This window comes from Oerskovia sp. NPDC060338, from assembly GCF_042726295.1.
GTDB classification, from domain to species: domain Bacteria; phylum Actinomycetota; class Actinomycetes; order Actinomycetales; family Cellulomonadaceae; genus Oerskovia; species Oerskovia merdavium.
The window spans coordinates 139,771-159,699 of the sequence record NZ_JBHXCQ010000012.1 but is presented as its reverse complement, the minus strand read 5'-3'; the positions used below and the strand labels follow the sequence as shown (position 1 = coordinate 159,699).

Annotated in this window: 15 protein-coding genes and 1 riboswitch; of the genes, 2 read left to right on the top strand and 13 right to left on the bottom strand. The window is 71.5% G+C overall.

The genetic code is table 11. The features are described from left to right. Positions 1–36: 36 nt before the first annotated feature. The 11 genes from ACFWGN_RS15825 to gdhA all read right to left on the bottom strand — a co-directional run bounded on the left by ACFWGN_RS15825 (position 37) and on the right by gdhA (position 16,357). On the bottom strand, positions 37–456 hold the full coding sequence (locus ACFWGN_RS15825) for a hypothetical protein (protein WP_191805662.1): 420 nt from the start codon (positions 454–456) through the stop codon (positions 37–39). A gap of 197 nt (positions 457–653) precedes the next feature. Next, on the bottom strand, positions 654–5,360 hold the full coding sequence (locus ACFWGN_RS15820) for an ExeM/NucH family extracellular endonuclease (protein WP_377618088.1): 4,707 nt from the start codon (positions 5,358–5,360) through the stop codon (positions 654–656). 390 nt (positions 5,361–5,750) lie between these two features. After that, the gene (locus tag ACFWGN_RS15815) at positions 5,751–6,128 is read right to left on the bottom strand and encodes a sterol carrier family protein (RefSeq protein WP_191805660.1); all 378 of its coding nucleotides are present in this window, start codon (positions 6,126–6,128) and stop codon (positions 5,751–5,753) included. Positions 6,129–6,222: 94 nt separating this feature from the next. Beyond that, positions 6,223–7,845: an RNB domain-containing ribonuclease gene (locus tag ACFWGN_RS15810; protein ID WP_377618085.1), complete on the bottom strand. Its 1,623-nt coding sequence runs from the start codon at positions 7,843–7,845 to the stop codon at positions 6,223–6,225. Positions 7,846–8,042: 197 nt separating this feature from the next. Then, positions 8,043–8,930: an ABC transporter ATP-binding protein gene (locus ACFWGN_RS15805; RefSeq protein WP_377618083.1), complete on the bottom strand. Its 888-nt coding sequence runs from the start codon at positions 8,928–8,930 to the stop codon at positions 8,043–8,045. After that, positions 8,927–9,841 (bottom strand): ABC transporter ATP-binding protein, encoded by a 915-nt coding sequence (locus tag ACFWGN_RS15800; protein WP_377618082.1) that lies wholly within the window; start codon positions 9,839–9,841, stop codon positions 8,927–8,929. The genes ACFWGN_RS15805 and ACFWGN_RS15800 overlap by 4 nt, the downstream gene beginning before the upstream one ends. Then, positions 9,838–11,010: an ABC transporter permease gene (locus ACFWGN_RS15795; protein ID WP_377618080.1), complete on the bottom strand. Its 1,173-nt coding sequence runs from the start codon at positions 11,008–11,010 to the stop codon at positions 9,838–9,840. The genes ACFWGN_RS15800 and ACFWGN_RS15795 overlap by 4 nt, the downstream gene beginning before the upstream one ends. Then, positions 11,003–11,998 carry an ABC transporter permease gene (locus ACFWGN_RS15790; RefSeq protein ID WP_191805657.1) on the bottom strand — a complete coding sequence of 332 codons (996 nt, stop codon included), beginning with the start codon at positions 11,996–11,998 and terminating at the stop codon, positions 11,003–11,005. The genes ACFWGN_RS15795 and ACFWGN_RS15790 overlap by 8 nt, the downstream gene beginning before the upstream one ends. A 46-nt stretch (positions 11,999–12,044) precedes the next feature. Next, a complete protein-coding gene (locus ACFWGN_RS15785) occupies positions 12,045–13,727 on the bottom strand; it encodes an ABC transporter substrate-binding protein (protein ID WP_377618078.1) in 1,683 nt (560 codons plus the stop codon). Positions 13,728–13,951: 224 nt separating this feature from the next. Next, positions 13,952–14,707 carry a copper homeostasis protein CutC gene (locus ACFWGN_RS15780; RefSeq protein WP_377618076.1) on the bottom strand — a complete coding sequence of 252 codons (756 nt, stop codon included), beginning with the start codon at positions 14,705–14,707 and terminating at the stop codon, positions 13,952–13,954. A gap of 312 nt (positions 14,708–15,019) precedes the next feature. After that, complete coding sequence (gene gdhA / locus ACFWGN_RS15775; protein ID WP_191805654.1) at positions 15,020–16,357, bottom strand: NADP-specific glutamate dehydrogenase; 1,338 nt, start codon at positions 16,355–16,357, stop codon at positions 15,020–15,022. 284 nt (positions 16,358–16,641) lie between these two features. Further along, a riboswitch (SAM riboswitch) is annotated at positions 16,642–16,753 on the top strand. Between the two features lie 20 nt (positions 16,754–16,773). Between gdhA and ACFWGN_RS15770 the strand changes: the two genes are divergently transcribed. Then, positions 16,774–17,451: an NADPH-dependent FMN reductase gene (locus ACFWGN_RS15770; protein ID WP_377618074.1), complete on the top strand. Its 678-nt coding sequence runs from the start codon at positions 16,774–16,776 to the stop codon at positions 17,449–17,451. Beyond that, positions 17,448–18,014, top strand: a complete 567-nt coding sequence (locus ACFWGN_RS15765) for a flavin reductase family protein (protein WP_056652434.1) — start codon at positions 17,448–17,450, stop codon at positions 18,012–18,014. Before ACFWGN_RS15770 ends, ACFWGN_RS15765 begins: the two co-directional genes overlap by 4 nt. A gap of 73 nt (positions 18,015–18,087) precedes the next feature. On the opposite strand, the gene ACFWGN_RS15760 is transcribed toward ACFWGN_RS15765, so the two are convergent. Both ACFWGN_RS15760 and ACFWGN_RS15755 read right to left on the bottom strand, forming a co-directional pair. Next, positions 18,088–18,504: a hypothetical protein gene (locus ACFWGN_RS15760; protein ID WP_377618072.1), complete on the bottom strand. Its 417-nt coding sequence runs from the start codon at positions 18,502–18,504 to the stop codon at positions 18,088–18,090. 204 nt (positions 18,505–18,708) lie between these two features. Continuing rightward, the gene (locus tag ACFWGN_RS15755) at positions 18,709–19,806 is read right to left on the bottom strand and encodes an LLM class flavin-dependent oxidoreductase (protein ID WP_377618070.1); all 1,098 of its coding nucleotides are present in this window, start codon (positions 19,804–19,806) and stop codon (positions 18,709–18,711) included. Positions 19,807–19,929 lie beyond the last annotated feature (123 nt).

Genomic DNA, 19,929 nt, shown 5'->3' with positions numbered 1-19,929 from the left:
TCTCGACGAGCCGCCGCGGTCACGACGTCGAGGACGTCAGCGGCGCAGGCTGCGCTTGTCGGCCCAGATCGCGAGCGCGCCCGCGACGAGCGTCGTGAGCGTGGTCGTCCCCAGCACGATCACGCTGAGGTAGACACCGGGCTTGAGGACACCGCTCGCCGCGGGGGACACGAGCCACGAGATGCCGATCGCCAGGCCGAGCACGATCCCTGCCAGGGCGCCGGTCAGGAAGAAGGCCTTGTAGCGCGGAGCGCGTCGGACGGTCGTCGGGTCGATGACCGACTCGATCTCGACCTCGTCGCCACGGAGGCCCTCGTTCGCGTCGTCGCGCGGTGCGCCGACCGCTTCCGGGTCGGTACGGCCCGCGGCGCCGGTCGAGCCGGCCTCCGGAGTCGAAGCGGCGTCGAGGCCGGTCGGGGTCTCGTTCACGTCGGGGTCGGGGGTGCTCGTGCTCACGCGCCGACAGTACCCCGTCCCACTGGGAATCCCCTGTGCCGGCCACCCGTCCTGGCGACGGCGCGGACCGCTCCCGCTCTCCGGGGTGGGCACCGCACCGGCGCGTCTCGCACCCGGGTGCGAGACGCCGTCGGGCCTGCTCCCCTGGCGACCAGGAGAACAGGCCCGACGACTTTCAGACCGTCATGCGCGCTGCATCAGCCGCACGTGACCGCCGGGTAGGCCAGGTCGTAGGTCTCGTAGAAGCCCTGACCGTCCTGCCACTTGTACGCCGCGACCCGGACCGTGCCCGCAGGCACCGACGTCGCACGGCTGTTGAACGACTGCGCCGCGATCTTGCCCGGGAGAAGCTTGGTGAACTTCTTCTCGCCGAACGCGGTCGTGTAACGCACGTCGATCGGGAGCGACTCGCCGTTCACGCCCTTGACCGACAGCTGGACGCGACCCGCGACGCACTGGGTCGTGGCCGTGAGGCCGTCCATGACGACGTCGGGCAGGTCTGCGCCCTCGACCGTCAGGGCCAGCCGCGTGACCGTCCCGCTCGGAGCGGCGACGACGTACACGCCGTACTCGCCCCCCGCGGTCTCCGCCGGGACCGGCACCTCGAGGCTCGCCGCCCCGTTCGTGACCGTGCCCGTGGCGACCGGCGTGCCCGGGTTCGCCGCGTCGAACGCCGTGCCCGCGGGCACGAGGTACGCCGAGACGCCCGTGTTGAGCGGGCTGCCGAGCGACGTGAGGTTCAGGCGCGAGACCTTGGCCGTCACGGACTCGCCTGCGGTGACCGTCCCCAGACCGTCCGCGACCACGCTGCGACGAGCGAAGTCAGGGCTGAGGTTCGGGTGGGTCTGCAGGTAGGAGATCCACGCGTCGCGGTCGATCAGACCCGAGTCACGGGCGTCCGTGCCCTGCGCGAAGACCCGGAAGTTGTCACCACCCGTGGCGAGGAACGAGAACGTCGCGACCCGGTACGTCTTGGCCGGGTCGAGCGGCTCGCCGTTGACGAGGACCGAGGTGACGTTGTCGCCGGGGGTGGCGTTCACGTCGGTCGTCTTGACCGTGTACTTGACGTTGTCCGACAGGCCGAGGGCCAGGAACGGGCGCGACGGGCGCGTGCCGTCCGGGTTGGTCTGCCACTGCTGCTCGAGCATCGTCTCGACCTGCGCACCCGTGAGGGACACGGTCCACAGGTTGTTGACGAACGGCAGGACCGCGTTGGCCTCGGCGTAGGTGATCACGCCGTCGTCGCCGTAGAACAGCTCGTTGCGCAGGCCACCCGCGTTGACGACACCGAAGTCGGCGCCGCCACGGGCCGGGTCGGCCAGCGTGTCGAGCAGCGAGGTCGCCACGAGGTTGCCGAGGGTCGACTCCGAGGCACGGTCGTCACGACCCGTGGACGGGAGCGGGCCCGAGCCCTTGTACTTGCCGTCGACGTACGAGCCGCCCAGGAAGGCGGTCGTGATGTCCGCGGTGACCGAGCCGACGCGCTGGGCACCGATGACCTCGGCCTGCGCGAGCGCCGCGTCCACGATCGTCTTGACCTCGGCCACGCGCGGGTACGCCGCGACGAGCTCCGGGGCGGGCGTCGTGGTGCGCTTGACGTTCGCGACCGAGTAGTCCGTGACCTCGTCGGTCGCGGTGTCGAACGTCAGGCTCACGTGCCCGATGTTCTCGCCGTAGCTCCCGGTCTGCAGGACGGGACGGGTCTTGTCGGTGCCGGGGATCGGCGCCTCCCACGCGTACTGCTTGTGGGTGTGGCCCGTGAAGATCGCCGCGACGCGCGCGTCCGTGTCGTTGACGATCTGCTCGAACGCGCCCTGGTGGGCGAGCTCCTGCTCGAGCGACGAGCCGTCCGGCGTGCCGGCGCTCGCGCCCTCGTGGTACAGCGCGACCAGGAGGTCGGCCTCACCGTTCGCCGTGTCGCCGTCGCGCAGCTGCGCGGCGACACGGTTCACGGCCTCGACCGGGTCGCCGAACGAGAGGTCCGCGATCCCGGACGGGGTCACGAGCGTCGGGGTCTCCTCGGTGACGGCGCCGATGACGCCGACCTTGACGCCGTCGACGTCGATCACCGCGTACTCCGGCAGGACCGGGTTGGTGGTGTCCTTGGCGTAGACGTTGGCACCCAGGTAGGACCAGTCGGACGCGTCGGTGACGCGCCCGGCCAGGTCGCTGAAGCCCTTGTCGAACTCGTGGTTGCCCACCGCGGAGGCGGACAGGTCCAGGGCGTTGAGCACGTCGATGGTCGGCTGGTCGTCCTGCAGCGCCGACGCGAAGAGCGAGGCACCGATGTTGTCGCCGACCGACAGGAACGCCGTGCCCGCCGGGTTGGCGGCGCGCAGCTGCTCGACGGTCCCGGCGAAGTTGACCGTGTTCGCGTCGATACGACCGTGGAAGTCGTTGATCGCGAGCAGGTCGAGGTCCTTGACCCCGCCCGGCTCCTCGCCGCCCAGCTCGAGGCCGACGACGATCGGGTCGTGGTCGGACGAGCGGAACGCCGTGGTGTCGTACAGGTTCGAGACGTTGTAGTTGTAGCGGCTGTACTCGTTCGCGATGGGCTCGACCGAGTTGATGTTCCAGATGTCGGTGTCCGTCACCGCGGCTGCGGCACCGGGCGAGGCGAGCACGTGGTCGAGCGAGCCGACGAGGCCGTCGAACAGGTACGTCTCCTTGCCCGTGGTGGGGCCGAGGTCGACGAAGCCCGCGTCCGTCAGGACCTTGATCGGGTCCTCCTGGGCGTAGGAGTTGAAGTCACCCGCGAGGAGCACCTTGTCGGTCCCCGCGTCGGCGGAGACCTGGTCGGCGAACGCCGCGAGAGCCGTGGCCTGCTTGACGCGCGAGGCGTTCGAGGCGCCCTGCCCGTCGCCCTGGTCCGCGTCGGCGCCCGAGCCGGAGCCCTTGGACTTGAAGTGGTTCGCGATGACGACGAAGTCCGTCGCGGCCTCTCCCCCGGCGACCCGGAAGGTCTGGGCGAGCGGCTCGCGCGCGTTGTCGAAGGCCGCGACGTCGTGGATGACCGAGGCCCCCACCGTCTCGACGGCCGCCGGGCGGTAGATGAAGGCCGTCCGGATGACGTCCTCCGAGGCGGGCAGCGTCGCCGGGGAGGGCACGAACGCCCAGGTCCCCGCACCGGCCGCGGCGTTGAGCTTCGACGTGAGCGTCGAGAGTGCCGCGTCGCGGTTCTTGCCGAACGTGGCCGAGTTCTCGATCTCCTGGATCGCGACGACGTCCGCGTCGAGCGCGTTGAGCGCCGCGACGATCTTGGTCTCCTGGCGCTGCAGGTTGGCCGCGTTCGCTGCGCCGCGGGCGTCGCAGCCCGTGCGCACCGTGACGGGGTTGCCCTCACGGTCCGTGTAGAACTGGCACCCGCTGACCTGGTCGCCGGTCGTCGTGAAGTAGTTCAGGACGTTGAACGCCGCCACGGTCACGTCGCCGCCCACGGCCTCCGGGGAGTCCGTGCGCGTGTTCGCGAACGTCGCGGGCTGGACCGCGGCGGCGTTGGCCGGGGTCAGCTCCGTGACGGGCTGGAAGTTCCAGCCGTCGAACCGGTAGTCGAGCACGACCGGGGACGTGAAGGTCGCGAGCGCGCCGACACGCACCGGGGCACCGCCCGTGAGGTACGGCAAGGGCTTGGCCTTGTTGGCCGCGTTGTTGAAGTTGGTCGTCGCACCGTCGTCGAGGTTGACCCGGCGGGCGTTGGCGTCCGCGACCGCGGCTGCGGCCTCCGCGCTGCCCGGGCGGCCGACCGACGTGGGCTGGCGCAGCGGCTCGGTGCCGCTCGCCAGGACGACCGAACCGTAGTAGTTCGTGTCGTAGTTGTCGGCGACGACGTAGTCACCGGCGGGCTGGACCAGCATGCCCTCGAGCTTCTCGCGGTCCGCGTCGGTCGCGGGGTACGCGACGTTCGCGGGCTTGACGACCTCTGCCGGGTCCGTCAGGACCTTCCAGCCGCCGGCAGCAGGCGTGACCTGCGTCAGGCCGAAGTACTCCGAGACCACACCCGTGACCTCGACGTGCTGGCCGACCTGCAGCGCCGTCGCCGCGGCCTTCGAGTACACGAAGAGGCCGTCCGACGCGGTGTGCGTCGCGAGGTCGAGGTCGCCGCCCGAGCCGGCGGTCTGGATGTAGAGGCCGTCGAACCCGCCCGACGGGTAGGTCGCGGTCACGACGCCGCGCGTCGTGACGGTCTGGCCCACGAGGGGGCTCGCGGCGCCCGTGCCCTGGATCTCGGCGATGGTCTTGGCCGTGCCGGGCTCGGGGTCCGGGCCGGGGCCCGATCCGCCGCCGCTGTTCTGCGGGGTGACGGTGCTGCTGACCGCGAAGTCCACGGAGTTGTTGTCCGTGTCCGCGCCGGTCGCGCGGTTGAGCGAGCCGGGCACGTTGTTCGCGGTGCCCGCGGGCGCCGCAGCGGTCTCGAACGTGTTGGACGTGCCGTACCCCAGGAGGTCGACGACCTGCGGGTTGCCCACGAGCGAGCCCGGCGTCAGCGTGATCGCCGAGGGAGACTTGACCAGCGCGAGCGTGCCGTTCTGCCCCTGCGGGGCGATGGTGCCCGTCGCGTCGGGGGTCGGGAGGGCCGCACCGGTCGCGCCGTTCGAGGCGCCCTGGACCAGGTAGTAGCCACCGGCCTTGATCTTGCCGGACAGCGGGACGACGCCGTTCGAGGCACCCGTGCCCGTCGCGGACCGGTACTGGACGGACCAGCCCGAGAGGTCGATGTCCGCGTTCGTCGGGTTGTAGAGCTCGACGAACTTGTTGAGGTACGGGGCGTTGGCGCTGCCGCCGTTGAGGTACGCCTCGTTGATGACGACGGACGACCCGTCGACCGCAGCAGAGGCAGCCCCCGCGGCTACCGTGCTGAACGCCGCCGTGGCGACGAGCGACGCGGACAGGGTGGCCGCGACCACACCTCTCCTGCGTCGGGACTGATGGTGACTACCGATCACGCTGACTCCTTCGTGTCGTGGCCGGGTTCCCGGCGCGCCCACCTCGGCGCGGGTGGCGCAGGTGCGGGCTCTGGAATCCAACAGCAGGCTGATGAACGCGCGGTGTCCGGCCGGTCACTTCCGGTCGAACGCCCGCTTCCCCCTACGAACGGCACTGTCCTGCCGGGGAGCGCGACGTCGTCGTGCGTAGACCGGTCGACGGGCGCCGTCGCCCGTTCGTCCTGGCACGCTATCTCACGATGCAGACACTGGAAACTTCCTGGGTGCGGGTCGCGGGGCGAAGTTCACCCGCTGGTCGGGAGGTGTGCGCGTGCCCGACGGCGGCGCGCAGGCCCGCGCGCTCGGCTCGCCCTACCTGTCGCGGCGACGGGCGGCCTGCAGCGGCAGCAGCCCCGAGATGTCCGACCGTTCGCCCGAGGCGCTGATGCGTCCGTCGGCGACGGCCTCGGCCCAGACCACGGTGCCGGTGACGAGGCCGAGCCAGGTCTCGGGATCCGTCTCGACCACGTTGGGCGGGGTCCCGCGCGTGTGCCGCGGACCCTCGACGGCCTGGACCGCCCCGTACGGGGGGACGCGGACCTCGACCGCGTGGCCCGGCGAGACCTCGGCGAGCTCCTCGAGCGTGAAGCGGACGGCGGTCGTGACCTCGGGGCGGCCGGCGACGCCGTCCTGCCAGGCGGCCAGGGCGGTGCGGCCGACGGCCGGGTCGGTGCGGCGACGAGGAGGCATGGGTCCATCCTCCCCTCTCCCCTGCCGAGTGCATGATTGCGCTGCGACTCGCCGGGCGTTTCACGGCGGAATCATGCACTCGACGGGAAGGGCGTCAGACCAGGTCGAAACCGACCCGTCGCAGCTCGATCGACGCCTCGCGCAGCCGCACCCGGACCGGGTCACCGAGCGGCAGGCCGACGCCCTGGACGCTCGCCCGGACCGCGGGCTCGGCGATCACGACCTGGCCGCGGACCAGGTCGTGGCCGGCCTCCGCCGAGGCGGCCTCCGCCGGGGCGGCCGCACCGGCAGCGGGATCGCCCGCCGCGGAGGCGTACGACCCGCTGTCGACCGACGCCTTCGCAGCCCTCGCGGCCCGCTCGGCGTCCTTGGTCGCGCGGCGTCGGCGCTCGTCGTCGTTCTCGACGTCGACCACGACCGCGTCGAACTCCTCGCCCACGCGGCCCGCGAGCAGGGCGGCCTCGACGACGTCGACGCTCGACCGCTCGTACGAGCCGGCCCTCTGTCCCGTGCGAGCCATGGTCCGCGGCAGGCCGGGGAGCGCCTCGCGCACCCAGGTCGAGACCTGCGTCCCCGCGCTGAGCGCCAGGCAGATCTCGGTGCCGTAGCGGTCGACCAGACGGCGCAGCGGTGCGGTCACGTGCGCGTACTCGGCCGCGATGGCGGCGTGCGCGACGTCGTCGGGCACCTCCTGAGGCTGCCCCACCCCACCGAACGGCGCGTACGAGGCTCCCCGGAACAGCGACGTCGCCTCGTTGAGGAACGCGGCGTGCCGTGAGCTGCCCGAGTCGAGCGTCGGGAGCAGGTCGCCGTACGAGACGTCCTTCGGCCAGTCGATCCCCAGCGCCCGGGCCGTGCGCCGCAGGCGCGCGAGGTCGCGCGGGTCCGCCGCGGGCAGGGTGCGGAAGATCCCGACGCCACCCGCGCGCATGAGCTGCGCCGCCGCGATCCCGGTCAGCAGCGAGATCTGGGCGTTCCACCCCTCGACCGGCAGCGTCGAGCGGAACGCGAGCCCGAACGTCCCGTCCGGGTGCACCACGACGTCCTGCTCGGGCACGTTGAGCGACACCCCGCCCCGCTCGCGCTCACGCGCCTCGCGCAGCAACCCGATCTCGCGGAGCAGGTCGAGCATCTCCCCCGCGTCACCGGCGTCGAGGCGCGCCTGGACCTCCTCGTAGGTGAGTCGGGCCGTGCTGCGCACGAGGGCGCGCTCGACCCGCGCGGAGACGATCTCCCCGCGCGCGTCGAGCCCGACGTGCCAGACGGCGGCGGGCCGGTCCACGTCCGGCAGGAGGCTCGCAGCGGACTCGGACAGCACCTCCGGGTGCAGCGGGGTGCGCTCGTCGGGGCCGTAGAGTGTCATACCCCGCTCGTTGACCTCGGCGTCCAGCGCACCCCCCGGGGTCACGAACACCCCGAGGTCCGCGATCGCGTACCGCACGAGGAATCCCCCGGGGGCGCGCTCGAGGTGGACGGCCTGGTCCAGGTCCATTGACCCCGGCGGGTCGATCGTCACGAAGCCGACGGCACGCAGGTCCGCACGGCCCGACGACACGTCGGTCGCAGCCGCGGCCGCGGCGTCGTCGAGCACGTCCTGCGGGAACTCCGCGGGGATCTCCATCTCGGCGCGCAACGACGCGAGCGCGGCGAGGACCGGGTCGACCGCGGGCCGGACAGGGGCGGTGGTGGGCGCGATGCGCAGGTTCCTGGTGGGCACGAACCGACTCTAGGCCGTCGCTCCGGGCGTCGGACGGCGGCGCGACCGGGTCGTCGGACGGCAGAGCCGGGCGACCTCGCGGGCGAGGTCTCCACGGCCGGGCCCGGCGACGGAGCAACGGCCCCGGGCTGTGCCCGAGGCCGTTGCTCGTCCTGCCGGTCGCCTGCTCGCCACCGGCACCGCCGTGACGGCCGACCTCAGAGGTCGGCCGTGCCGAAGCGGTCGCGCACCGCACCGGCATCCCCCGAGGTTGCCGACGCCGACGCGAGCTCTCTGCGCACCTCCTCGCGGAGCCGCCCGTGGTTCTCCGGGTTGGGCGCCGCCCCCAGGAGGAGCTTCGTGTAGTCGTGCTGCGGGTTGAGGATGAGCTCGTCCGACGGCCCACGTTCGACGATCTTCCCGCGGAACATCACGATGATCTCGTCGCTGAAGTGGCGAGCCGTCGCGAGGTCGTGCGTGATGTAGAGGACGCCCAGGCTCTCCTCACGCTGCAGCCGCGCCAGGAGGTTCAGCACCGACAACCGGATCGAGACGTCCAGCATCGAGACCGGCTCGTCGGCGACCAGGAAGCGGGCTCCGGGAGCGAGCGCACGGGCGATCGCCACCCGCTGCCGCTGGCCCCCGGAGAGCTCGTGCGGTCGCCTCGCCGCCACGATCGACGCGGGCGTGAGGTTGACCCGCTCGAGGAGCTGGTGGACCTGGGCATCGATCTCCGCCCTCCCCTTCGCCTTGCCGTGCAGCCGGAGAGGGCGCTCGAGATGGTGCGCGATCGTGTGGAACGGGTTGAGCGAGGCGAACGGGTCCTGGAAGACCATCTGTACGTCACGCCGGTACGTCGCGAGCCGTCGGCCCCGCGTCGCGCTCGTGCGACCGTCGATCAGGATCTCGCCCGACGTCGGCGTCTCGAGCTTGGAGATCATCCGGGCGACGGTCGACTTGCCCGAGCCGGACTCTCCGACCAGGGCGATCGTCCGACCGGGTTCGAGCGTGAACGAGACGTCGTCGACCGCGCGGAACTTCCTGCCCGCCCCGCCGCCCCGCACGCGGAAGTCCTTGGTGAGGTGCTTGACCTCGAGGGTGCTCACGACGCTTCCCCTTCCGTGCTCTCACCGGTTCTGACGAACGACCCGCGCTCCCCGGTGAGGCTGGGGAACGAGGCGAGGAGCTTGCGCGTGTACTCGTGCTGCGGCCTGGTGAAGATGTTGGCCGACGTGTTGAGCTCGACGATCTCGCCGTGGCGCATCACCGCGATCCGGTCGCTGATCTCGAGGAGCAGGGGCAGGTCGTGCGTGATGAAGACGACCGCGAAGCTGAACTGCTCGCGCAGCCGCATGATCTCGCGGAGGATGCCTCGCTGCACCACGACGTCGAGCGCGGTCGTGGGCTCGTCCATGATCATGACCTGGGGGTTGAGCGCGAGCGCCATGGCGATCATGACGCGCTGGCGCATGCCGCCCGACAGCTCGTGCGCGAAGCTGTTGAGCCGCGCCGGGTCGACCCCGACGAGCCGCAGCAGCTCTTGGCTGCGCTCGAGCTTCTCCGCGTTCGACATGCCGGGGCGGTGCGTGGTGAACACGTCGAACAGCTGCGACCTCACGCTGATGACCGGGTTCAAGGAGTTCATGGCTCCCTGGAAGACCATCGAGATCTTGTCCCACCGGAAGGCACGCAGCGCGTCGCCCTCGAGCGCGGCGACGTCGACGTCCGTGCCGTCCTGGTCGTGGAAGACGATCTCACCTGCGGTGCGCAGGGCAGGCGGCTTGAGCAGCTGGTTGATCCCGTAGGCGAGGGTCGTCTTGCCGCAGCCCGACTCCCCGGCCAGGCCGAGGATCTCGCCCCGGTGGAGCGTGAGCGAGACGTCCCTGACGGCCTTGACCGGCGGCGAGACCTCGTACTCGATCGAGACGTTGCGGGCAGTGAGGACCGGAGCCAGCCCCGCGATCGCCTCCGCGTGGTCGGGGGTGGTCAGAGGACCGGTCGTGAGCGCGGTGCTCATGCGTTCACCCTCTCCTTCTCCAAGGCGTTCCCGCCGGTGTCGTCGCCGTCGACGGGAGCGTCCTGCGCCGGGGCCGGGTGCGCGCCCTCGCCGCGGACCTGCGCCTTGCGCGCCTGGCGGACGCTCTTGACGGCGGCCGGAGCCGTGCGCAGCTTGGGGTTGATGATCTCGTCGATGCTGAAGTTGATGAGCGAGAGGCCGCAGCCGAACAGCGCGATCATGAGGCCCGGCGGCACGAACCACCACCACGCGCCGATCGTGAACGCGTTGTGCTGGCTGGCCTGGTTGAGCATGGTCCCCCACGTGATGGCACCCGACGGGCCGAGACCGAGGTAGGACAGGCCCGCCTCCGCGAGGATCGCGAGCACCACCGCGAAGAGGAACTGCGCGGCGAGGAGCGGCAGGAGGTTCGGGAGGATCTCGACCGTGATGATCCGCAGCGGCTTCTCGCCCGCGACGCGGGAGGCCGCCACGTAGTCGCGGCTCCGGAGCGACCTGGCCTGCGAGCGCAGCACGATCGCCGATCCCGCCCAGCTCGTCAGGCCCAGCACCACGGCGATGATCCACATGCTGCGGCTCTCCATGTAGCTCGCGATCACGATCACCAGCGGGAGGCCCGGGATGACGAGCATGACGTTGGTGACGAGCGACAGGCCCTCGTCCGTCCAGCCGCCGACGTAGCCGGCCACGATCCCGAAGAACAGCGACAGCACCACGGCGATGGCCCCCGCGACGAGCCCCACGGTCAACGAGCCGGCCGCGCCCTCCGCGAGCTGCGCGAAGAGGTCGGCACCGAGGTTGTTGGTGCCCAGCAGGTGTGCCGCGCTGGGCGGCTCGAACACCGGGTTGTCGTAGTTCCAGGGATCCTGGGTGACGAACGGTGCGATGACCGCGAACAGCACGATGCCGATCGTGAGCACCAGACCGACGACCAGCTTGCCGGACCTGCGCGGGAGCATCTCGCGGAAGCCGCGGCGCGGCGGGGCGGTGACCGGCGCGTCGGCCGCGAGCGCGGCAGACGGGACGTCGCCGTCGGACACCGGGACGTCGGGCACGAGCCCGTCCGTGCGGATGCTCGGCGCGATCCCGTCGGCCACCGCCTCGGCGACCGGGGACGAGCTGGTGGCGGGGGTCACGAACTCCCGCGTGCGGATGTCGTCGTCAGCCATTGTGCCGAGCCCTCGGGTCGATGAAGCCGTACAGAAGGTCCATGAGGAAGTTCGCCGCGAGCACCGTGACGGTGATGACGAGGAACACCCCTTGCATGAGAGCGAAGTCCTTGTCCTGGACCGCGTTGATCATCAGCTTCCCGACACCGGGGTAGGTGAAGACCTGCTCCATGACGATCGACCCCGCGACCACGAAGCCCAGCGAGACGCTGAACCCGGCGAGCGAGGGCAGCGCCGCGTTCCGCGTGGCATAGGTCGTGAGGACCCGGAAGGGACGCAGGCCCTTGGCCTCGGCCGTGGTGATGTAGTCCTCGGACAGCGTCGAGACCATCATGTTGCGCATGCCGAGGAGCCAGCCGCCCACCGAGGACAGGACGATCGTCAGCGCAGGCAGGAAGCCGTGGTAGACCGCGCTCGAGAAGAACTCCCACGTGGCCACGGGCCCGTCCGGGAACATGAACGTGTCGTACCCACCGATGATCGGGAACCACGCCAGGTTCACGGAGAACACCGCGATGAGGATGAGGGCGAGCCAGAAGTACGGCACGGACTGCAGGAGGGTGGACGCCGGGATGATCCCGTCCACCCAGGTACCCCGCCGCCAGCCGACCCACGCGCCCAGCGAGATGCCGATGACGAAGGACAGCACGGTCGCCAGGCCCACGAGCACGATGGTCCACGGCAGGGCCTGACCGATGAGCTCGGACACCGGGGCGGGGAACTTGGTGATCGACGTCCCCAGGTCACCGTGCAGCAGGTTGTTCCAGTACCGCAGGTACTGGTCCCACAGCGACGACTGGTCGTCGGAGCCGAAGAGGAGCTGGATGCTCTTCTCCATCGCGGGGGTGAGCTCTCCCTTGCGGGCCATCTTGGCCCGGAAGATGTCCTCCGCGTTGCCCGGCATGAGCCGGGGGATGAAGAAGTTGAGGGATATGGCGGCCCACAGGGTGATCACGTAGAACGTGAGCCGCCGCGCGTAGTACTTCACCGTTCGTTACGTCCCGTCGTCATCGAAGCTCCTCCTCGGCCCGGCGTCACTCGGTCGGCTTGATGGTGCTCAGCACCACGCCTGCCGAGACCGACCCCCATGACGGCGGGAAGGCGTACAGGTCGTCCTCGGTGGGCCACCCGGTGAAGTCCTTCTGGTCGAAGAACGTCTGCGTCGCGTTGATGACCAGCGGGATGTACGGGAGGTCACGCGTGATCTCGGTCTGGATCGTCGCGTAGGCGGCCTTCTTCGCGGCCTCGTCGTTCGTCGCCGCTGCGGCGTTGACCGCTGCGTCGACCGTAGGGTTGGAGTAGCGGGAGAAGTTCCACTCGCCGGACTCGAGCTGGGTCCCGACGGGCTGGGTGTACTCACCGCTGAACCAGTCGCGGTAGATCTGGAACGGGTCGGCGACCGAGGTGCCGACGACACCACCCATGATCAGCTCGAAGCTGCCGGTCTGGCGCGAGTCCGAGAACTCGTCCCACGTGACGGTGCTGGCCGTGACGGCGATGCCGGCGGCCTTGGCCTGCGCGGCGATGAGCTCGGCGGCGGCGTTGTAGTCGCTCCAGCCCTCGACCGACGTGAGGGTCAGCTCGACCTTCTTGCCGTCCTTCTCGTAGATGCCGTCGCCACCCTTGGTGTAGCCCGCGGCCTCGAGGATCTTGCCGGCCTCGGCAGCGTTCGCCTCCTGCGGGCTGACCTTCTCGACGTCGGGGGAGATCCACTTGTCGTCACGACCGAGCAGGGCGAAGGTCGGCGAGATCTCGCCCGCGAGGCCGACGAAGGCCTTCTCGTTGATGACACCGCGGTCGATCGCGACGTTGAGCGCCTGGCGGACGGCGACGTCCGTCTGGGCGCCGGCGCAGCCGGCGTCGACGTTGGCGCACGTGTACAGCACGGTCGGGTCCTGCGGGGTGTTGATGTACCCGAGGCGACCGTCGGCGGTGAGCGCGTCGGGGTCCGCCACGAACATGCCGGCCCAGTCGACCTTGCCGGTCTTCAGCAGGCTCTCGGCCGAGGTGTTCGCGTCGATCCCGAGGTACTGGACCTTCTCGACGGCGGGTGCGCCACCCCAGTAGTCGGGGTTCGCGACGATCGTGTAGGACGCGTCGGACGTGCTCTGGACGGTGTAGGGCCCGGTGCCGACCGGCGCCTCGTTGGCGAACGTGACCGGGTCGGGGACGTCCTTCCAGACGTGCTGAGGAACCATCCAGGACGCACCGAGGAGGGCGAACTCGTTGGTGAACTGCGGGCCCGTGAAGGTCAGCTTGACGGTCGTGGGGTCGACGACCTCGGCGGAGGCGAGGTACTCCGGCTTGGAGGTGTCGTTCGTGAAGGACCAGACGACGTCCTCGGCCGTGAACGGCTTGCCGTCGTTCCACGTGACGCCCTCACGGATCGTGATCGTCAGCTCGGTGCCGTCCTCGTTGAACTCGAAGGACTCTCCCAGCATCGGGGTGGGCGCCTCGGCGCTGGCCTTGTTGTAGTAGAAGAGCGTCTCGTACACGCCACCGAGCGCGGCATGGAGGACCGTCGGTGCGTACGGGTTGAAGTTCGCGACGATCGGCGTCTGGCTGCCGGCCCACACCGTGAGCACGCCGTCGCCCTTGCTCGCGGAGCCCTTGTCCCCGTCGTCACCCGACGAGCCGCAGCCCGTGGCGAGCAGCGTGAGGCCGGAGGCGAGCGCCACCGCGGTGAGAAGGCGCGTGCGCCCCTTGCTTCGGATCATCATCGGTCCTTTCGAGTCGTCGACGCCTCATCACGTCGATCAGCCCCGCTCGGCGGGTATGTGCAGGAACACTAACGAATCAAGGGTGCCCTGCGAACCAATACAACAGGAAAGTTACCTAAATGAAACACGTCAGCGGTCGGGCACGACAGGAACCGCAGGAATCCGCGGCTCCGGTACCGCGCCGGCCGCGACCTCAGCGCGTCTGAGCCCGACGCGCCCGGTCAGGAACCCAGCGCGACGTCGAGCGCTGAGCGCGCCTCGCGCGCCGCCCCCAGGTCCGTGACCTCGTAGCCGGACCCGCCCCCGCCACCGGGCCCGCCGTCGTCGGGCCGGATGCCCTTGGCCGAGAGGTGGACCGCGTCCACGCCCGCCGCCACGAGGTCGCCCATGTCCTGGGCGCGTACTCCCCCGCCCGCCTGGATCTGCACCCGGCCCGCGGTGTGGAGGGCCATGGCACGCAGCCGGTCGACCCCGTCGATGCTGCGGGCCGCACCACCCGACGTGAGCACCCGCGTGACCCCGAGTCCCGCGAGGAGGTCGAGTGCCGCGGTGACGTCCTCGACGACGTCGATCGCGCGGTGGAAGGTGACCTCACGCCCGTCCGCGGCCGCGACCAGGGCACGGACCGCGGCCTCGTCGACGAGCCGCTCGGCCGTGAGCGCCCCGATCACGACACCCGCAGCACCGGCGGCGACGGCTGCACGCACGTCGCGCACCTGCACGTCGAGCTCGGCCGCGCTGAAGACGAACCCTCCCGGGCGCGGCCGGACCAGCGGGTGGACCTCGACCGGCACTCCCCCGCCCGCGGCCTCGGCCGCTACCGCGACGGCCGCCTCGAGCAGCCCGACGCTCGGCGTCAGCCCACCCGTCGCCCCCAGCGCCGAGCACAGCTCGACCCGGCGAGCGCCGACCTCGGTGGCGATCCGCACGCCGTCGGTGTCCTGGACGGCGATCTCGAGCGCGACGTCGCGTGCCATGTGGGGGTGCTCCTTGCCTCGGGGGCCGGCGGGCGGGGGCGCGCCGACGGGTCAGCGGCCAGCGTAGACCCGGCCAGGACCGCCGCGGGAGCCGGCGCCGAGGCGAGCGCACAGCGACCGCGGCCCGACGACGGCGCGCGCGTGACGTCGTCGGGTCGCCCGCCCGCGAGCGCGGCCCGCGAGCCCACCTCAGGCCCCGCCGGAGACGACGAGAGCGGCGCGCCCCGCGCGTGCTCGAGGCACGCGGGGACGCACCGCTCCTGGTCGTGCAGGGCAGCGCCCGGGCCGCTCAGCGGCCCGTCAGGACGAGCGTCAGATGACGCCCTGGGCGATCATCGCGTCGGCCACCTTGGTGAAGCCCGCGATGTTCGCACCGAGCACGTAGTTGCCCGGCTCGCCGTACTCGTCGGCCGTCTCCTCGCAGCGCGAGTGGATGCCCTCCATGATGTGCGCGAGGCGCTCCTCGGTGTACTCGAACGTCCACGCGTCGCGCGAGGCGTTCTGCTGCATCTCGAGGGCCGAGGTCGCGACGCCGCCGGCGTTCGCGGCCTTGCCGGGCGCGAAGAGCACGCCGGCCTCCTGGAGCAGCGCGACGGCACCCGGCGTGGTGGGCATGTTGGCGCCCTCCGCGACCGCGAGGACACCGTTGGCGACGAGCTGCTTGGCGTCCTGCTCGGTCAGCTCGTTCTGCGTGGCGCAGGGCAGGGCGACGGTCGCGGGGACGTCCCAGATGCTGCCGCCCGTGACGAGGCGCGCACCGGGGCGGCGCTCGACGTAGTCGGCCACGCGTCCGCGCTCGACCTCCTTGATCTGGCGGAGCAGCTCGACGTCCACGCCGGCCTCGTCGACCACGTAGCCCGACGAGTCGGAGAACGACACGACGTTCGCCCCGAGCTGCTGGGCCTTCTGGATCGCGTAGGTCGCGACGTTCCCGGAGCCCGAGACGACGACGCGCTGGCCGTCGAAGCTCTGGCCCTTGGTGCGGAGCATGTGGTCGGCGAAGAAGACCGTGCCGTAGCCCGTGGCCTCGGTCCGCACGAGCGACCCGCCCCAGCTGATGCCCTTGCCCGTGAGGACACCGGACTCGTAGCGGTTCGTGATGCGCTTGTACTGGCCGAACAGGTAGCCGATCTCGCGGCCACCCACGCCGATGTCGCCGGCCGGGACGTCCGTGTACTCGCCGATGTGGCGGTAGAGCTCGGTCATGAACGACTGGCAGAAGCGCATGACCTCGCCGTCGGACTTGCCGCGCGGGTCGAAGTCCGAGCCGCCCTTGCCGCCGCCGATGGGCATGCCGGTGAGCGAGTTCTTGAAGATCTGCTCGAACCCGAGGAACTTGACGATCCCCAGGTAGACCGACGGGTGGAACCGCAGGCCGCCCTTGTACGGGCCGAGCGCCGAGTTGAACTCGACGCGGAAACCACGGTTGATCTGCACGCGGTTCTTGTCGTCGACCCACGGCACGCGGAAGATGATCTGTCGCTCGGGCTCGCAGATGCGTTCGAGCACGGCGGCGTCGACGTACTGGGGGTTCTTCTGGAGCACCGGCCCGAGCGAGTCGAAGACCTCACGCACCGCCTGGTGGAACTCGGCCTCACCAGGGTTACGGGCGAGGACCTCGTCGTAGACGGAGTGCAGACGACTATCCATGAAGTGCTCCTCGGCAGGGCTGGTTCTTAACTGCACCAGGTTACGTACGTGTAAACAGCGCCGTACTCCCGTCCCACTCTGGGAGACGGCAGGCTCACGACCTGGGACATCACGGTTGCCCGGGGCCGCCGCCGGGAGCCCCGGCGCGGCCGTGCCACGCAGGCGACCCGGGCTCGCCCCGCACGCAGCGCGCGAGCCCCGCCACGAAACAACCGTCCACGCCGTGAGAAATCTCGACCGGATCGGTACAGATTGGCGCCGGTCGGGCTATACCCCTACCCAACGGTCACGAGCACCAGCGCCAAGCCCCGGCTCGCTGGTCAGCAACCCCTCCCACGACGGGGTGCTCCGGGAGATGACCTGGCCGCGCCGACACCGGCGCGGCAAGCGTGCAGCACGACGACAGCGAGGACACCATGACGCAGCACCAGACACCGCCCAGCGACTCGGCCGGCACCGGCAGCGGCCTCGGCACCCGGCCCGGACCCGACGACGGCGCATCCCACCCGCCCCGACCCGCCGTGGTCACCCTGGTCGGCAACCCCCGCCCCGGGTCACGGACCCTGTCCGCGGCGCAGGCCGTCGCGACCCGGGTCACCGACCACCTGGGCCTCGCGGCCACCCCGCCCCCCGCCACGATCGACCTCGCCGAGATCGCGGCCGAGGTCCTGGCCCCCGTGCACCCCCGGGCCGACGCCGCGCGCGAGGTCGTCGCGGGCGCGACCGTCCTGGTCGTCGCGACCCCCGTCTACAAGGGCTCGTACACCGGCCTGCTCAAGGCGTTCCTCGACCTCTACGGCCCGGACGGCCTGGCCGGGGTCGTCGCGGTCCCGGTCGTCGTGTCGGGCAACCCGGCGCACGCCCTCGCGGGCGAGGTGCACCTGCGCCCGCTCCTCGTCGAGCTGGGCGCGACCGTCCCCGCGCGGACGCTCACGCTCCTGGACTCCCAGCTCGGCGAGGCCGAGCTCGCGAGCACCGTCGACGCCTGGCTCGACCGCGCGGGGGGCCCGCTGCTCCGGGCGGCGAGCGCCGCCGTCGGGAAGGACGCCACCACCCACCAGACCGCCCCCGAGCTCGCCGAGGTGACCCGATGACCGCCGAACCCACCACCCGCTCCGACGTCGCCGGCCTCGCCGGGCTCGAGGCCCTGCTCCACGAGCAGGACGAGCCCCAGCTCAGCCCCGACGCCTACAAGGCCGTCTTCCGGCAGCACCCCGCGGGCGTCGCGGTCGTCGCGCTGCACCACGAGGGGCGCCCCGTGGGCTTCACGGCGACCTCGGTCATCTCGGTCTCGGCCGCGCCGCCGCTGCTCGCGTTCTCGCTCGCGTCGACCTCGTCGTCGTGGCCCGCGATCTCGGCCGCCCGCACGGTCACGGTCAACTTCCTCAGCGCCGACCAGGACGACGTGTCGGCACGCTTCGCGACGAGCGGGATCGACCGGTTCGCGGCCGGCGGATGGTCCCCCCTCGACTCGGGCGAGCCCGTGATCGACGGCGCGCTGTCCTGGGTGCGCGGGCGCATCATCCAGCGCACGCCCGTGGGCGACAGCTACCTGGTCTCGCTGCGCGCGCTCGCGTCGGGGACGCGCAGCGACGCGACGCCGCTGGTCTACCACGACCGGTCCTACCACCGGATCGGGGACCACTCGGCCCTCTGAGGCCGCGACCTGGGTGAGGGGCCCGACGACGGCGCGTACCGCCGTCGGGCCCCTCACCCGTGCCGGGGGCCGGCTACCAGGTCCAGCCGCGCGCGCTGAGCTCGAGCTCCTCGCGCAGCCGCTCGTCCTCGTCGCTGCGCAGGCCCGCGGCGAGCGGGTCGGCGTCGACCTCGAGACCGCTGAGCCGGCACGCCTCGCGCAGCAGCGCGTCGTACGCGCCCTGCGCGGCGAGGTAGTGGTGGGCCCGGGCGTAGACGCCCGGGTCGTCCTGGACGTCGCGCAGCTCGTGCGCGAGCTGGCCCAGGCGGATCTGGAGCCCCAGCGCCACGAGGGGGTCAGGTGCCCGACGGCGCCGCTCGCGCCACGTGAGCCGGTGCGGTCGGAGGGGTGGAAGAGCGTCTACCGGAGGCCGGTCGTGGCGCACCGTGAACCACGCGATGACGGCGACCACTGCCGCGCCCACCACGCCGGAGATCACGAGAAGCCACATCGTCGGAGCCTTCTTCCGGTGCCCGTACGTGCCCGCAGGACTCTTCCAGCCTAGGACCTGCGGGCACGCTCCGCCAGGGTTCGAGGCCCGTCGTCGGGCCGGTCGGACAGCCCTGACGCGAGGTGGGAGAGGCGACCGCGCGGACGCCCGTCGGCGAGCGTCTCTCCCGCCCCGGCGGGGCCCCCTGACGTGGTCGGCCGCGACCTACGACGCCGTGAACCCCTTGGCCCGGCGCGCGTCGGCCGGCCCCCACAGGTCGGTCTTGACCTCGGCCCGGACGAGCGGCACGACCTCCTCCGCGAACCGGCGCAGCACGTCGTCCTGCCGGGCCGGCTCCAGGAGGTGGTTGATCGAGACCGACTGCAGGTCGTGCCCGTAGCTCTGGTGGTAGTCGAGGATCTTCTCGGCGACCCGTTCGGGCGAGCCCACGAGGTCCGGGCCGCGCTCGACGGCCTCCTCGATGGTCCGGAAGCTCGTGACCTTGCCGACCGCGGCCGGGTCGTACTTCCGCAGGTCCGCGCGCGCGACCGCGCCCTCGTAGATGGGGCGGAACTCCTCGATCGCCTGCTCGGTGGTGTCCGCGAGGAACAGCCCGCCCGAGCCGGACCCGACGAACCCGTACGCCGGGTCGTGCCCCGCCGCCGCGTACTGCTCGCGGTAGTGGTCGATCAGCACCTTGTAGCTCTCGCGCGGCTGGAACGCGTTGGCGCTCACGATCGGGTCGCCCCACCGCGCGGCGAGCTCGACCGCGAACTGCGACGTCGCCGAGCCGTGCCAGATCCGGAACGCGCCGTCGTACGGGCGCGGCAGGGTCGTGGCGCCCTGCAGGTCGGGGCGGTGACGGCCCTCCCAGTCGACCTCCTCACCGCTCAGGAGCAGGCGGAGCAGCTCGTAGTTCTCCTCGAGGTACTCGTACTGCTTGGCGAGGTCGAGGCCCAGCAACGGGTACTGGAGCGCCTCGTTGCCCTTGCCGATCACCATCTCGAACCGGCCCCGGCTGAGCTGGTCGATCGTCGCGTAGTCCTCGGCGACCCGGATGGGGTCCAGCAGGGACAGCACCGTGACGCCCGTGCTCAGCAGGATGCGCGAGGTGCGGGCGGCGATCGCACCGAGGATCACGGTGGGCGACGACGACAGCACGTCGCCCGCGTGCCGCTCGCCGACCGCGAACGCGTCGAGGCCGAGCTCCTCGGCCAGGACCGCGGTCTCGACGACACGCTCGAGGCGGTCGGCCGCGGGGACGGCCTCGCCCGTGACGGGGTGGGGCGGGTTGAAGACGATGTCGAGGACCTGGAAACGCACGGATGCTCCTTGGTGTGGGGGTGGGGGTGGGGGTGGGGGGTGCCGAGACAGAGGGCGGGCGTCGAGGGAGAGGGCTCGGGCCCTCTCCCTCGACGCGAGCCCTCTACCTCGCGGGAAAGGAGG